This window comes from Thiemannella venezuelensis (assembly GCF_014203605.1).
Classification (GTDB): Bacteria; Actinomycetota; Actinomycetes; order Streptosporangiales; family Streptosporangiaceae; genus Planomonospora_A; species Planomonospora_A venezuelensis.
In genome coordinates this window covers 135,467-149,566 of sequence record NZ_JACHJJ010000006.1, presented here as the reverse complement: position 1 = coordinate 149,566, position 14,100 = coordinate 135,467, and the positions used below count along the sequence as shown (strand labels likewise).

15 protein-coding genes are annotated in these 14,100 nt (G+C 73.7%); 3 read left to right on the top strand and 12 right to left on the bottom strand.

The window, feature by feature from the left end:
* Nucleotides 1-38 precede the first annotated feature (38 nt).
* The 6 genes from rpmF to FHS22_RS11730 form a co-directional block, all read right to left on the bottom strand.
* Complete coding sequence (gene rpmF / locus FHS22_RS11755; RefSeq protein WP_068926486.1) at nucleotides 39-218, bottom strand: 50S ribosomal protein L32; 180 nt, start codon at nucleotides 216-218, stop codon at nucleotides 39-41.
* Nucleotide 219: 1 nt separating this feature from the next.
* Nucleotides 220-771 carry a YceD family protein gene (locus FHS22_RS11750; protein WP_184941010.1) on the bottom strand — a complete coding sequence of 184 codons (552 nt, stop codon included), beginning with the start codon at nucleotides 769-771 and terminating at the stop codon, nucleotides 220-222.
* Nucleotides 772-911: 140 nt separating this feature from the next.
* Complete coding sequence (gene coaD / locus FHS22_RS11745) at nucleotides 912-1,388, bottom strand: pantetheine-phosphate adenylyltransferase (protein ID WP_184941007.1); 477 nt, start codon at nucleotides 1,386-1,388, stop codon at nucleotides 912-914.
* Nucleotides 1,389-1,403: 15 nt separating this feature from the next.
* The gene (gene rsmD / locus FHS22_RS11740) at nucleotides 1,404-1,973 is read right to left on the bottom strand and encodes a 16S rRNA (guanine(966)-N(2))-methyltransferase RsmD (protein WP_184941005.1); all 570 of its coding nucleotides are present in this window, start codon (nucleotides 1,971-1,973) and stop codon (nucleotides 1,404-1,406) included.
* 304 nt (nucleotides 1,974-2,277) lie between these two features.
* Nucleotides 2,278-4,458 (bottom strand): ATP-dependent DNA helicase RecG, encoded by a 2,181-nt coding sequence (gene recG / locus FHS22_RS11735; RefSeq protein WP_184941004.1) that lies wholly within the window; start codon nucleotides 4,456-4,458, stop codon nucleotides 2,278-2,280.
* A gap of 58 nt (nucleotides 4,459-4,516) precedes the next feature.
* Entirely contained in the window at nucleotides 4,517-6,106 is a 1,590-nt protein-coding gene (locus tag FHS22_RS11730; protein ID WP_184941002.1) for a DAK2 domain-containing protein, read from the bottom strand.
* Between the two features lie 312 nt (nucleotides 6,107-6,418).
* Here FHS22_RS11730 and rpmB point away from each other — a divergent pair, with 312 nt between their 5' ends.
* Nucleotides 6,419-6,604, top strand: a complete 186-nt coding sequence (rpmB, locus tag FHS22_RS11725) for a 50S ribosomal protein L28 (protein WP_184941000.1) — start codon at nucleotides 6,419-6,421, stop codon at nucleotides 6,602-6,604.
* Between the two features lie 92 nt (nucleotides 6,605-6,696).
* Here rpmB and thiD read toward each other — a convergent pair whose 3' ends face one another.
* The 3 genes from thiD to FHS22_RS11710 form a co-directional block, all read right to left on the bottom strand.
* Entirely contained in the window at nucleotides 6,697-7,506 is an 810-nt protein-coding gene (gene thiD / locus FHS22_RS11720; protein ID WP_184940998.1) for a bifunctional hydroxymethylpyrimidine kinase/phosphomethylpyrimidine kinase, read from the bottom strand.
* Between the two features lie 42 nt (nucleotides 7,507-7,548).
* Nucleotides 7,549-8,763, bottom strand: coding sequence for a hypothetical protein (locus FHS22_RS11715; protein WP_184940997.1), 1,215 nt, complete (start codon nucleotides 8,761-8,763; stop codon nucleotides 7,549-7,551).
* Nucleotides 8,764-8,880: 117 nt separating this feature from the next.
* A complete protein-coding gene (locus FHS22_RS11710; RefSeq protein WP_184941245.1) occupies nucleotides 8,881-9,909 on the bottom strand; it encodes a thiamine-phosphate kinase in 1,029 nt (342 codons plus the stop codon).
* Nucleotides 9,910-9,960: 51 nt separating this feature from the next.
* Between FHS22_RS11710 and FHS22_RS11705 the strand changes: the two genes are divergently transcribed.
* Nucleotides 9,961-10,194, top strand: coding sequence for an Lrp/AsnC family transcriptional regulator (locus FHS22_RS11705; RefSeq protein WP_184940995.1), 234 nt, complete (start codon nucleotides 9,961-9,963; stop codon nucleotides 10,192-10,194).
* Nucleotides 10,195-10,210: 16 nt separating this feature from the next.
* On the top strand, nucleotides 10,211-10,657 hold the full coding sequence (locus tag FHS22_RS11700) for a DUF3515 domain-containing protein (protein ID WP_184940993.1): 447 nt from the start codon (nucleotides 10,211-10,213) through the stop codon (nucleotides 10,655-10,657).
* Between the two features lie 48 nt (nucleotides 10,658-10,705).
* Here the strand turns inward: FHS22_RS11700 and FHS22_RS11695 are convergent, their stop codons facing one another.
* The 3 genes from FHS22_RS11695 to FHS22_RS11685 are packed head-to-tail and all read right to left on the bottom strand — an operon-like array spanning nucleotide 10,706 to nucleotide 14,086.
* Nucleotides 10,706-11,815, bottom strand: coding sequence for a D-alanine--D-alanine ligase family protein (locus FHS22_RS11695; protein ID WP_184940992.1), 1,110 nt, complete (start codon nucleotides 11,813-11,815; stop codon nucleotides 10,706-10,708).
* A 49-nt stretch (nucleotides 11,816-11,864) separates the two neighbouring features.
* The gene (locus FHS22_RS11690) at nucleotides 11,865-13,079 is read right to left on the bottom strand and encodes a trans-sulfuration enzyme family protein (protein ID WP_184940990.1); all 1,215 of its coding nucleotides are present in this window, start codon (nucleotides 13,077-13,079) and stop codon (nucleotides 11,865-11,867) included.
* Nucleotides 13,076-14,086 carry an NAD(P)H-dependent glycerol-3-phosphate dehydrogenase gene (locus FHS22_RS11685; RefSeq protein ID WP_184940988.1) on the bottom strand — a complete coding sequence of 337 codons (1,011 nt, stop codon included), beginning with the start codon at nucleotides 14,084-14,086 and terminating at the stop codon, nucleotides 13,076-13,078. The genes FHS22_RS11690 and FHS22_RS11685 overlap by 4 nt, the downstream gene beginning before the upstream one ends.
* Between the last annotated feature and the right edge of the window lie 14 nt (nucleotides 14,087-14,100).

The following is a 14,100-nucleotide window of genomic DNA, read 5'->3' as shown; positions in this document are numbered from 1 at the left end:
GGTGGGCCCCCGGCCGGCATCCGTCAGTCAGAATGCGATCAGGCGGAGGGCTCGATCACCTGACGGCGGTTGTAGGTGCCGCAGGTCGGGCACGCCATGTGCGGGCGCTTCGGCGAGCGGCACTGGGGGCAGCTCACGAGCGAGACCGCGGCGGCCTTCCACTGCGACCGGCGGGAGCGGGTGTTGCTCCGCGACATCTTGCGCTTGGGGACAGCCACGTCAGCTCTCCTGATCGTTGTTGTGTTCCGGAACCAGGCCCTGCAGCTTGGCCCAGCGGGCGTCGATGACCTCGTGCCCGTGACCGGGTTCGGCGTCGGCCAGCCGAACCCCGCACTCCGAGCAGAGCCCGGCGCAGTCTTCACTGCACAGCGGGCTCAGCGGCAGTGTGAGCACCACCGCGTCTCGGAAAGCCGGTTCGAGGTCGAGCAGCTCACCGTCGAGAAGCGAGTCGTCCTCGGCCGCATCCTCAGCCGAGTAGAAGAACAGCTCCTGGAACGACACCTCGTTCTCCGAGGTGACGGGCTCCAGGCACCGTGCGCACTCCCCCCGCAGCGGGGAACGCGCCGTGCCCGTGACGAGCACGCCTTCCATGACCGCCTCAAGCCGGATGTCCAGCTCAACGTCGGCGCCCTTGGGGACGCCGATCATGTCGACCGCGACATCCGCCGGTGCCGGGAGAGTGAGACGCATCTCGCGCATCGATCCCGGTCGCCGGCCCAGGTCATGGGTGGAGACCACCCAGGGGGCTCGGGGATCAAGGTGCAGAGTCATTCCGCTCTCATCAGGCATGGCGAATCACCGCCGTCGTGCAAGGCCGAAATAAGAGAATACCAGGGTGCGGGGGCTGCCCTGCGAGCCCCCGCACCGGCGGCGGGAGAACCGTGAGGTCCGGGCCCTCCCGGCCGGGGCCGTCAGCCCCGGAGCCGCTCGACCAGGCGCTCCAGGACCAGCTCCGGGACGAGGCCGGCCACGCTCCCGCCGTACCGGACGATCTCCTTGATCCGGCTGGAGGACAGGAACGAGACCTCGGGCCCGGTCGCCATGAACAGCGTCTCGACTCCGGACATCCGGTAGTTGAGCTGGGCCTGCTGCAGCTCGTAGTCGAAGTCGCTGACCGCGCGCAGGCCCTTGACGATCGCGGGGATCTCCTGCTGCCTGCAGTAGTCCACCAGCAGGCCGTGGAACTTGTCCACGCGCACGTTGCCGTACTCCTTTGTCACGATCTGGAGCATGTCGATGCGCTCCTCGACCGTGAACAGGCTCTTCTTCTCGATGTTGATCAGGACGGCTACGACGACTTCGTCGTACTGCCGGGAGGCCCGGCCGATGATGTCCAGATGACCGTTGGTGACGGGATCGAAGGACCCCGGACAGACGACGCGACGCAAGGCGAACCCCCAGGTTTACGGATTCCCGGCGGCGCGACCGTACCAAACGGACGCTTCGCCGTAACGACGGACCCTCTCCTCTTCGAACCCCGCCGGCCAGACCAGGTCCTTTCCCCGGCTCTCCCGCTCCACCGCGACCAGCGCGTCCTGTGCCAGCCAGCCGTGGTCGCGCAGCTGCCCCAGCACCGCGTCGACCGCCTCGGCGGTCACCGCGTAGGGCGGATCGGCGAACACGAGGTCGTACGGCTCCGCGGCGCCCCGGGCGAGCACCCGCTCCACCTTGTCGGCGGCGAGCTCGGCCCCCGGCAGGCCGAGGGAGGCGATGTTGGCCCTGATGGTCCTGACGGCCCTGCTCTCGCACTCCACCAGCAGCGCGTGGGCCGCCCCCCGCGACAGCGCCTCCAGCCCGACGGCTCCGGAGCCGGCGTACAGGTCCAGCACCCGGGCCCCGTCCAGCGAGCCGAGCAGCGACCCCACCGTGGAGAAGATCCCCTCCCTGGCCCGGTCGCTGGTGGGCCGGGTCCGGTGCCCCGGCGGCACGGCCAGCCGCCTTCCTCCTGCGATCCCCGCGATGACTCGACTCACCCCTCCATTCTCCCGTGTCGCGGCGGAATACATAACCGCAGGTCAGAGAGGTTCGTTACGAGGATCTCGGTCAAGAGTGGGCAAGGGACGGCGACGAAAGCGCAAGGGTCGTTCCCTCGGGCCCGGACACCTTGCATGATGAGTCCTGCGGCCTTCAAATGACCCAGGGGGAGGCCGACCGACGTGATCGTGAGCCCTTCCGCACGTCGGTGCTCTCGGCACCTGACCCGAGAGTGGGCCCAGGCGGGGACGGCATTCGGGGGGAGGCCGTCCCCGCAACTGGGCTTTTCAGGTCTTCTCGATCTCAGGTCTTCTCGAGATACTCGGCGCGCTCGTCGGCGAGCAGCCTGTCGATCTCCGCTCGCAGGACCGGGTGCCCGGCCAGGTCGGGATCCGCCGCCAGCATGGTCTCGGCCTCCTCGCGGGCGCTCTGGATGACGTCCTCGTCGCGCAGCAGCCGGAGCATCTTCAGCGACGACCTGCGGCCCGACTGGGCCACGCCCAGCACGTCGCCCTCCCTGCGCTGCTCCAGGTCCACCCGGGAGAGCTCGAAGCCGTCCAGGGTCGCCGCGACCGCGTCGAGCCGCTCGCGGGCCGGGGTCCCGCCGGGGGACTCGCTCACCAGCAGGCACAGCCCCGGCAGCCCGCCCCGGCCGACCCGGCCGCGGAGCTGGTGGAGCTGGGAGACGCCGAACCGGTCGGCGTCCATGATGACCATGACCGAGGAGTTGGGCACGTCCACGCCGACCTCGATGACCGTGGTCGCCACCAGGACGTCGACCTCCCCCCTGGCGAAGGCCCGCATCACCGCGTCCTTCTCCTCGGGCGGCAGCTTGCCGTGCAGCACCGCCGTGCGCAGCCCGCGCAGCGGCCCCTGCGAGAGCTCCTCCGCCACGTCCAGCACCGCCAGCGGCGGGCGCCGCTCGTCGTCGCCCTTGGCCGGGCCCGCCAGGTCGCCCTCGTCGCCCTCCAGGTCCCCGATGCGCGGGCAGACGACGTAGGCCTGCCTGCCGAGCCCGGCCTCCTCGCGCAGCCGCGCCCAGGCCCGGTCCAGGAAGTGCGGCTTCTCGGCGACGGGGACCACGTGGGTGGTGATCGGGGCCCGGCCGGAGGGCAGCTGGGAGAGCGTGGAGACCGTGAGGTCGCCGAAGACGGTCATGGCCACCGTGCGCGGGATCGGGGTGGCGGTCATGACCAGGACGTGCGGACGCCCGCCGCCGGCCTTCTCGCGCAGCGCGTCGCGCTGCTCGACGCCGAAGCGGTGCTGCTCGTCGACCACGACCAGCCCCAGGTCGGCGAACTGCACCTTCTCCTGCAGGACCGCGTGGGTGCCGACCACGATCCCGGCCGCGCCGGAGGCCGCGTCGAGCATCGCCGTACGGCGCGCCGCGGCGCCGAGCGAGCCGGTCAGCAGGGCGACCGCGGTGCCGCCGAACATGCCGCCGGCGGCCAGGTCGCCGAGCATCGCGGAGATCGACCGGTGGTGCTGCTGGGCGAGCACCTCGGTGGGGGCGAGCAGCACGGCCTGGCCGCCCGCGTCGACCACCTGGAGCATCGCCCGCAGCGCCACCACGGTCTTGCCCGCGCCGACCTCGCCCTGGAGCAGCCGGTGCATGGGGTGCGCCCGGGCCAGGTCGGCCGCGATCTCCTCCCCCACGCTCCGCTGCCCCTCGGTGAGCTCGAACGGCAGCCGCCCGTCGAAGTCGGCCAGCAGCCCGTCGCCGCGCCGGGGGCGGGGCGTGGCGGGCCAGGCCTCGGCCGCCATCCGCCGCTGCATGAGCACGGCCTGGAGCAGGAACGCCTCGTCGAACCTGAGCCGCTTGCGCGCCCGGGTCACGTCGCCGTGGTCGCGCGGCCGGTGGACCGCGAGCAGCGCGTCGGTCAGGCCGGGAAGGCCGTGCCGGGCGCGCAGGTCCTGCGGGAGCGGGTCGTCCAGGGTCCCCATGGTGTCGAGGACGACGCCCAGGGCCCGCCGGATCGCCCAGGGCGTCACGTCCTTGCCCGCCGGGTAGATCGGCACCAGGGCCGCGGCGAACTCCCCCGCCTCCGCCTCCGACTCGTCGACCATCTCGAACTCGGGGTGCGCGAGCTGCCACTTGCGCCGCTCGCCCTGGCCGAACGCGCCGACCTTGCCGGCGAACATGCCGCGGGCGCCCGGGCGCAGCCGCGTCTCGGCGATGTGGGAGGCCTTGCCGAAGAACGACAGGTAGATCCGGCTCCCCCGGCCGTCGACGACCTCGACCTCCAGCCAGGTGCCGCCCTTGCTCCGCATCGGCTTGCGCATCGCCCTGGTGACCTCGCCGACCACGGTGACGTGCTCGTCGACCCGCAGGTCGTCGAGGTCGGTCAGCTCGCCGCGCTGGGCGTAGCGGCGGGGGTAGTGCCGGAGCAGGTCGCCGACGGTGCGCAGGCCGAGAACGCTCTCCAGCAGCCTGGCCGTCTTCGGGTCCAGCGCCCTGCCCAGCGGCTCGTCGAAGCTCGTCACCGAAGCTTTCTACCGTCTCCGGCCGACAGAATTCACCCGTCCCGGCGAACCGCACCGGTCATTCGACGCCGACGAGCAGCGGATACCCTCCCTGGCCGCCCTCGTAGCGGACGACCTCGATGTCGGGCCTGACCCTGGCCAGGTGGTCCTGTACGGCCTGCGCCAGCCCGTCGGGCGCGTCGGCGCCCTCCAGCAGGGTGACCAGCTCGCTGCTCGCGGAGACCATGCGCCCGACGAGCTCCAGCGCGGTCTCCGCCAGGTCCGTGCCGGTCGTCGCGGCGTCCCCGTCGATCACGCCCAGGACCTCGCCCGGCCCGACCAGCCCGGCGCTCGTCATGACCGTGCGGTCGGCCACCCAGACGTGCCCGTGCCGGGTGTGCGCGGCGGCCTCGGTCATCGCGACCACGTCGTCGTCGAAGCGCCGCAGCGGGTCGTGGACGGCCAGCGCGGACAGGCCCTGGACCGAGGCCCGGGTGGGCAGCACGCTCACCACGAGCCCCTCCTCCCGGGCGATCTCCGCGGCGGCCGCGGCGACCTCGCGCGTCCCGCTGTCGTTGGGCAGGACCACGACCTCGGCGCCCGCCTCCCTGATGGCGGCCAGCACCGCGGCCAGCGGCGGGCTGGCGCCGGGGTCGCGGCGGACCACCACGGCGCCGGAGCGCTCGAACACCGCGCCGAGGGCCGCTCCCGCGGCCACGGCCACCACGCCCCGGCCGCCCGCGGCCCGGTGCGTCCGGTCGGAGCCCACGAGGTACTCCACCTTGATCCGGTACGGCCGGCCGGCGCGCATGCCCGCCTCGATCGCGGCTCCCGCGTCGTCGACGTGCACGTGGACGTTCCACAGCTCCTCGCCGCCCACGACCACCAGGGAGTCGCCGAGCGCGTCGAGCTCTCCGCGCAGCGCGTCCACCTCGGCCGCGCCGGCCTGGAGCAGGTACATGACCTCGTAGGCGGGTCCGGGAGCGGGCCCGGCGCTCCCGGCCGGGCCGTGCGCCCTGTGCGGCGCGTCCCGGCGCGCCGGGACGTCCGGCCGCCCGGTGTAGGAGTCGGTCACCACCGCCGCCAGGCTCTCCAGGATGATCGCCAGCCCGGCGGCGCCCGCGTCCACCACGCCGTTGCGGGCGAGCACGTCGAGCTGGCCGGTGGTGCGCCGCAGCGCCGCGCGCGACTCCTCCGCCGCCCGCCTGACCACTGCGGCCAGGTCTCCCGGCAGGCCGCGGACCGCCTCGGCGACGGCGCCGAGCACGCTCAGCACCGTGCCCTCGACCGGCCTCTCCACCGCGTCCCGGGCCAGCTCCGCGGCCCTGACCAGGCCGCGCCCGAGGTCCTCTCCCCGGCCCTCGGCGCTCCTGAGCACCTCCGCGAGGCCGCGGAGCGCCTGGCTGACGATGACCCCGGAGTTGCCCCGCGCGCCGAGCAGCGCGCCCTGCGCGAGCGTCCGCCACGTGGTCGCCGCGTCCGCGTCACCGGGCAGCCCGTCCAGCGCCTCGGCCGCCGAGAGCATGGTCAGGTGGAGGTTGGTGCCGGTGTCGCCGTCGGGCACCGGGAAGACGTTGAGCGCGTCGATCTCCTCCCGCGCCCTGCCGAGGGTCTCCGCGGCCAGACGCGACCACCGCCGGACCGCCGGCGGGTCGAGAACCTGCAGCATCCATGCCCTCCGTACCTGCGCCTGTGACCGCGCCCGCCCGCACCCGTTCCACCGCATCCGCCGCCGCGGTCCTCCCCCGCGCTCCGGCGCCGCCGCGTGTCCGCGCCCTCCCCCGGCGGCGGCCCGGACGCTCCCTCCCCGGGATGCGCTACGGTTGCCTTCCGGAGATTATCCCCGTTCGGCCTGTCGTGGCAGCTCGCGTTGGCATGCATGGTCAGGCATCGGATATCCTCGTTTGGCCAGCCGGTTGTCCCGGCATGCCCGATGACCGCCAAGCGGATCGGGTCTCTCGACTGATTGAAGGAGCGAACCGTGGCTTCCGTCTGCGACGTCTGCGCTAAGAAGCCGATCTTCGGCAACAACGTCTCCCACTCGCACCGCCGCACCCGTCGCAGCTGGAAGCCGAACATCCAGCCCGTGCGCGCGGTCGTGAACGGCACGCCGAAGCGGCTGAACGTGTGCACCTCCTGCATCAAGGCCGGCAAGGTCACCCGCTAGTCAGACTTTCCGCGCAGCCCGCCGCTCCCTGTCACAGGGAGCGGCGGGCTGCGCGGCGTTGGGGGCGGGAACCCGCGGCGGGCGGGGCCCGCTCAGCGGTCGCGCCAGCGCCAGGCGTGGTCGACGGGGCCGATCCCCCCGCCCAGCGGGAAACCCCGGGCGATCGCGCCGGTGACGTAGTCCTTGGCCTTGCGCACGGCGGACGGCACGTCTTCGCCCAGGGCCAGGTGGGAGGCCACGGCCGAGGCCAGGGTGCAGCCGGTGCCGTGGGTGTGGCGGTTGTCGTGGCGCTCGGCGGTGAAGCGGAACTCCCGCACGCCGTCGGTCAGCAGGTCGACCGGGGCTCCGGGCAGGTGCCCGCCCTTGACCAGCGCCCAGGCCGGACCCAGCTCCAGGATCGCGTCGGCCGCCCGCCGCAGGTCCTTCTCGTCGCCGACCTCGACCCCGGTGAGCTGGGAGACCTCCCACAGGTTCGGGGTGACGACGGTGGCCACCGGCAGCAGCCGCGACTTGACCGTGTCCACCGCCTCGGGGGCGAGCAGCGCGTCGCCGTGCTTGGAGACCCCGACCGGGTCCACCACCACCGGCGCGTCCACCCCGGCCAGCACCTCGGCCACGGTCTCCACCAGCACCGGCGAGGCCAGCATCCCGGTCTTCACCGCCTGGACGCCGATGTCCCCGAGCACCGAGCCGAGCTGGGCGCGCACCGCCTCGGGGGGGAGCTCCCAGTAGCCCTGCACGCCCAGCGAGTTCTGCGCCGTCACCGCGGCGATCACGCTCATGCCGTGCACACCGAGGGCGAGCATGGTCTTCAGGTCGGCCTGGATGCCCGCGCCGCCGCCGGAGTCGGAACCGGCGACGGTCAGCACGCGGGGAGGGGACGAAGCGGTCATGCCTCCCATCCAACCAGTCCGCCACCGGTACCGGTCCCGCGGGCGCGGGCCTCAGGTGACCGAGCAGTCCCCCTGGGCGCTCCGGCAGTCCCGCGGGGCCTTCGCCCTGCCGTACGCGGTGAAGGTGACGACCAGTTCCTCGCCCGCCTCCAGCTCTCCGGCGGACTTGATCACCAGGGTCCCGCCGTCCTGGCGCCATCTCGCCCCGGTCACCGAGGCCACCTCGCCGCCGACCGGCAGGGACAGCTCCAGCACGCCGATCCGCCCGTCCGCCGCGACCACGAGCTCCGCGGTGTAGGCCCGGGAGCGCTGCTTCAGCACGCCGAAGCCGACCGTGATCGCCGCTTCCCCGGCCGAAACCGGGACCGGGGTCTCGGCGACCGGGGAGCCGGTGGCGTCCGGGACCGGGGTGGGCTGCGCCGACGTCGGCGCGGAGGTCGGCGTGGAGGTGGGCGCGGACCGGTTGTCGACGTCGATCAGCTCGCCGCTCCCCTCCTCGGGCGGCTCCTCGGTGGGCAGCGGCTCGTCCTCGGGCGGCGCCGTCTCGGCGCTCTGCGGCACCCGGGTGGCGGTGGGGCCGGGGGAAGGCCTCCGGGTGGGGCCCGTGCTCCGGCGCGGGGCGGGCGGCGCGGGAGCCGGCGAGGTCTGCGCCGCCTCGGCCTCCACGGGCTCCTCATCGGGGACGGGCTCTCCGTCCGGCTCCGGGGTGCCGGCCTCCGGCTCCGGCCGGTCCGACGCCCCGGCGAGGCAGTCGTCCCGGGCGCAGTCCGCGACCGACGCCTCGGGGCTCTTCCACGCCTGGACGCCGAGCACGGTGCCGCCGGTCACCGCGACCATCGCGGTGACGGCCAGCAGCGCCGCCTTGAGCCATCCTCCGGAGCGGCGCTCCCCGCCGGACCGGTCCGGACCGGACGAGCCGGTCTCGGCCGACCAGCCCGATCCCAGGAACCCGGTCCGGGTCTCGTCCCGGAGCCCTCCGTGGAGGCCGTCCCGGGGCCCGTCCTGGGGTCCGTCGTGGAGTCCCCCGTGGGGCCGGTCGTGGAGCCCGTCGGGGGAACCGTCGTCGAAGCCGTCCCGGAGCCCTCCGTGGAGGCGGTCGTGGGGGCCGTCCTGAATCCCGGGCCATATCCCGGTGGTCGCCGACTGCTCGGGGCGGAGCCTGCGTCCTGCGGGTTCGCCCCGGCCGCCCGGATCCGGAGCGGGCTCCGGATCGCGCGTCCCCCTATGTCGGGGGAGCTCGTCTCCACGTTCTCCGTGGCGGCCCATGTCACCTCTTTCTCCCGGGAACGGCGGCCGCCCATCTTCATAACATCTTTAACACGCGTTTGTCACAAATTTCACTGATGACTCATGAAATACTCGCTACCAATGGTAAGCAGGGCATCACTCTCGGAAGTGGTCCCAGCCGCCCCGCTCCGGGGACCTGCCGCCCACCCGCACCCCGCCGCCCGCGACGACGCGGCCCACCACCGTCCAGGCGGGCGGGAGCCGTACGCCGGCCGGGAAGGTCGCGGCGAGGGCGTGGTCGTCGCCGCCGGTGAGGACCCACTCCAGCGGGTCGGCGGCGAGCAGCCGGGCGGCCTGCTCCATCTCCGGGGTCACGGTGAAGGAGCCGGGGTCGAGCTCCAGGCCCACCCCGCTGGCCTTCGCGACGTGCCCGAGGTCCTGGAGCAGGCCGTCGCTGACGTCCAGCATCGCGGTCGCGCCCAGCGCGGCGGCCTGGGGGCCGCAGGGGTAGGGCGGCCGGGGGCGCCGGTGCGCGTCGGCCAGCGCACCCGGCCCGCCGGGCTCCGGGGAGCCGCCCGGGTCCTCCTGCCCGCCCGGGTCCGGCCGCCCGCCGCCGGCGCCCGGCCCGGCCAGTCCCGCCCGGAGCAGGGCGAGGCCGGCGGCCGCGTGGCCGAGCCGGCCCGCCACCGCCACGACGTCTCCCGGGCGGGCCCCCGACCGGGTGACCGGTGCGCGCCCGCCCAGGTCTCCGAGTGCCGTGACACCGATCACCACCAGGTCGCAGCGGGTGGTGTCGCCGCCCGCGACGCTCGCGCCGACCAGCGCGCACTCGTCGCGGAAGCCGTCGGCGAGGTCGTCCAGCCAGCGGGTGCCGACGTCGGCGGGCATGCCGAGGCCCACCACGATCCCGGTGGGATCGGCCCCCATCGCCACGACGTCGGACAGGTTCTGCGCCGCCGCCTTGCGGCCGATCTCGTAGGCGCTGGACCAGTCGCGGCGGAAGTGCCTGCCCTCGATCAGCAGGTCCGTCGTCACGACGACCCGCCCGTCGGGCGCGCCCAGCACCGCGGCGTCGTCCCCGGGACCGAGCAGCACGGTCTCGCCCTGTGGCAGGCGTCCGGCGATACGTGCAACGATTCCGAATTCGCCGAGTTCTCCGACTGTGATGACACACCTCCCGTTAATCACAGGGTACGGTGGCCCTTCGGCACTGATCCCACCGCCCGGGAGGACGTTATGGTGCAGGCCTACATCTTGATCCAGACCGAGGTCGGCAAGGCCGCCAGCGTGGCGAGCGAGATCTCCGCGATCTCCGGCGTCACGCAGGCCGAGGACGTCACCGGTCCCTACGACGTGATCGTGCGCGCCGAGGCGCGCAACGTGGACGAGCTGGGCAAGCTCGTGGTGGCTCAGATCCAGGCGGTGGAGGGGATCACGCGTACGCTCACGTGCCCCATCGTCCATATCTGACCTGCGGGAAAGCGGCATGTCACACCGGTTCGCCCGCTGGGCCGGCTGCGCCTGCGCCCTGCTGGCCCTGGCGGGGTGCGGCGGTCCCGTCCGGGTGGACCCTCCCACACCGGACCCCGCCGCCGCGGCCGCGTGCGGGACGCTCGCCGGGCGGCTGCCGGCGACGCTCGACGGCGCGGAGCGGGTGGAGTCCGACCCCGCCTCGCCGTACGTCGCCGTGTGGGGGGCCGGGGAGATCGCCCTGCGCTGCGGGGTGCCGCGCCCGGTGAACATGGCTCCCACCGACCAGGTGCCGGTGCTCGACGGCGTGGCGTGGTTCAGCGCGCCGTCCCTGCCGACGCTGTTCACCTCCGTCGGCCGCGCGGCCTACGTCGAGGTGACGATCTCCCGCGCGCACACCCCGGAGAGCGTCCTCATGGAGCTCGCGGCCCCGGTCAAGGCGGCGCTCCCGCAGACCGGGTGAGCACCGCGCCGGGCGCGGGCCGCACGCGGCGGCCCGGTCCGGCCGCCGCTACCTCAGGCCCGCCGGGCGCTCCAGGGCGAGCTGGATCAGCCGGTCGACCAGCTCGCCGTAGGGCAGCCCGCTGGCCGCCCAGAGCTGCGGCGCCACCGACATCGCGGTGAAGCCGGGCATCGTGTTGATCTCGTTGAGGATCAGCCGGCCGTCGGACGTGTAGAAGAAGTCGACGCGCGACAGGCCCTCGCAGCCCAGCGCCTCGAACGCCCGCACGGCCATCGCCCGCAGGTCCTCGGCCACGTCGGCGGGGATGTCGGCGGGCACGGCCAGGGACATGTCCTCGCCGATGTACTTGGCCTCGAAGTCGAAGAACTCGTGGTCGCCGTGGACCAGCACCTCGCCGGGGACGCTGGCCTCCGCGGGGGCGTCGCCCGGGGACTGCAGCACCGCGCACTCGATCTCGCGGCCGGTGATCGCGGCCTCCACCAGCACCTTGGGGTCGTGCTCGCGCGCGAACTCGATGGCCCGCTCCAGCTCCGCCGGGTCCGCCGCCTTGGAGATGCCCTGGCTGGACCCGGCCCTGGCGGGCTTGACGAAGACCGGCCAGCCGAGCTCCTGGACCTCCTTGAGGATCCGGTCGCGGTCGGTGCGCCAGTCGCGGTCGCGGATCGTGACGTACCGGCCGACGGGCAGGCCGCAGGCGGCGAGCACCATCTTCATGTAGGACTTGTCCATGCCGACCGCGCTGGCCAGCACGCCGGAGCCGACGTAGCGGACGCCGGCCATCTCCAGCAGGCCCTGGATGGTGCCGTCCTCGGCGAACGGGCCGTGCATCACCGGGAAGACCACGTCCACCTGGCCGAGCTCGACGGGGATGCTGCCCGCGTCGTAGGCCACCAGCGAGCCGCCGCCGGACGGCAGCGCCAGCTCCGCGCCCCCGGCGTCGATGGACGGCAGCTCGCCGCCCTCGATCGCGTAGCGCTGGTCGCCCGAGGCGAGCACCCACCGCCCGTCCCGGGCGATCCCGACGGGGACGACCTCGTATTTGGACCGGTCGATGACCTCCAGCACGCTTCCGGCTCCGAGGATGGAGACGGCGTGCTCGGAGTTGCGGCCACCGAAGACGACTGCGACCCGCGGCCGGGGCGTGGACTGCTCGCTCATGATGCCCGAATCTACCCCCTCCGGGAGATGGATCCGCGTGCCGGTGACGTCACGCCGGCGACGTGTGCAGAGAGTCGAGCGCTCTGGTGACGTCCACGATGAGGTCCTCGGCGTCCTCCAGCCCGACGGAGAAGCGTACGGCCGCCGCGTCGGCGCCGGACCCCTCGCCGAGCCGCCGGTGGCCGGTGGAGGCCAGGTGCGTGGCCTTGGTACGGGTGCCCCCGGCCGAGGTGGCGATCGAGACCAGGCGGAGCGCGTCGAGCAGTTTCGCCCCCGCGTCGTGGCCGCCGTGCGGGGTGATCGTCACGCAGGCGCCGTACCGGGTGCCCTCGGGACCGGAGTCGAACAGGTGCCGGGCGAGCTGGTGACCGGGATGGCCGGGCAGGCCGGGGTAGTGGACCCGCCGGACGGCGGGGTGCTTGGCGAGGGCGGCGGCGAACACCATCGCGGTGGAGCACATGCGGCGGATCCGCAGCGGGAGCGTCTCCAGGCCGCGGCGGAGCAGGAAGGCGTCGTCCGGGGAGAGCGTCCCCCCGGTGTCGACGGCGACCTCGCGGAGCCGGGCGACCAGGTCGGGACGGCCGACGACGACGCCGCCGGCGCAGTCGTCGTGCCCGCCGAGGTAGGTGGCGGCGGAGTGGACCACGAGATCGGCGCCGTGCTCCAGGGGGCGGCACACGATCGGGGTGGCGAAGGTGGAGTCGACCACCAGGAGCGCCCCGGCGGCGCGGGCGATCCGGTAGAGGCTCCGGATGTCGGCGACGGTCATCGCCGGGGCGGAGAGCGTCTCCGCAAATATGATCTTCGTGCCGGACCGGACCGCCTCCTGCACCCGGTGCAGGCCGGCGTAGTCGACGAAGTCCGCGCTCACCCCGAACCTGGACAGCACGTTGGTGATCAGCGAGTAGGTGCCGCCGTACACCGGGGCGGGAGCCACGACGTGCGCCCCGGCCCGCAGGAAGGTCATCAGCACCGTGTTGATCGCGGCCATCCCCGAGGCGAACGCCTGCCCCGCGACGTCCTCGGGGGCCGCCGCGCCCTCGAGAGAGGCCACCGCTGCGGCGAAGGCGGCGGTGGTGGGGTTCTCGACGGAGCCGGCGGCCTGCTCGCCGAGGGTCTCGGCCTGCTCGGCGGAGCCGGTGAAGCTCCACGCGGAGCTGCGCCACACCGGCAGCCCGAGGGGGTCCGGCCGGGGCGTCAGCGCGGGGGGCAGGCGGACCGACCGGGTGTTCTCGCCCTGGCGCCGGCGCACGCGCCGGTTCACACGCCGTACCGTTCGGGTTTGGGGGTCCGCGACATCAGCAGCACCCCGGCCTCGGCGGGAGGCATGCCGTCGTGGACGACGGCCACCACGACCTCGGTGATCGGCATCTCCACATCGTGCTTCCTGGCCAGCTCCAGGACCGACTCGCAGGACTTGACGCCCTCGGCGGTCTGCTTGGTCGCGGCGATGACCTCGGCCAGGGTCATGCCCCGCCCGAGATTCTCACCGAAGGTGCGGTTCCTGGACAAGGGCGACGTGCAGGTCGCCACCAGGTCGCCCATCCCGGCCAGGCCGGCGAACGTGTGCGGGTCCGCGCCGAGCGCCGCGCCGAGCCGGGAGATCTCCGCCAGCCCGCGCGTCATGAGCATGGCCGCGACGTTGTCGCCCATCCCCATGCCGACCGCGACCCCGACCGCCAGCGCGATCACGTTCTTGACCGCCCCGCCGAGCTCCACGCCCACCACGTCGGGGTTGGTGTAGGGGCGGAACCACGGCGGCAGGTGGCACGCCTCCTGCAGCCGCTCCATGGCCCGCTCGTCGGTGCAGGAGACCACGGTCGCGGCGGGCTGGCCCCGGACGATCTCGCCGACGAGGTTGGGCCCGGAGACCACCGCGACCCGCTCCTGCGGCACCTCGGCCACCTCGCAGATGACCTCGCTCATCCGCTTGGTGGTGCCGAGCTCGATGCCCTTCATCAGGCTCACCAGCACCGCGTCGGGCGGCAGGTCCGGCTTCCAGGCGGCGAGGTTGCCCCGCAGGGTCTGCGAGGGCACGGCCAGCACCACGAAGTCGGCCCCGTCGAGGGCCTCGGCCGGGTCGGCGGTGGCCCGCAGCCCTTCGGGCAGCGCGATGCCCGGCAGGTAGTCGGGGTTCTCGTGGCGCTTGTCGATCGCCTCGACGATCTCCGCGCGCCTGCCCCACAACGTCGTCTCGGTGCCCGCTCCCGCGAGGAGCATCGCGAAGGTGGTGCCCCACGAACCTGTCCCGAATACGGCCGCCTTGGTCATTTCATCACCGTACG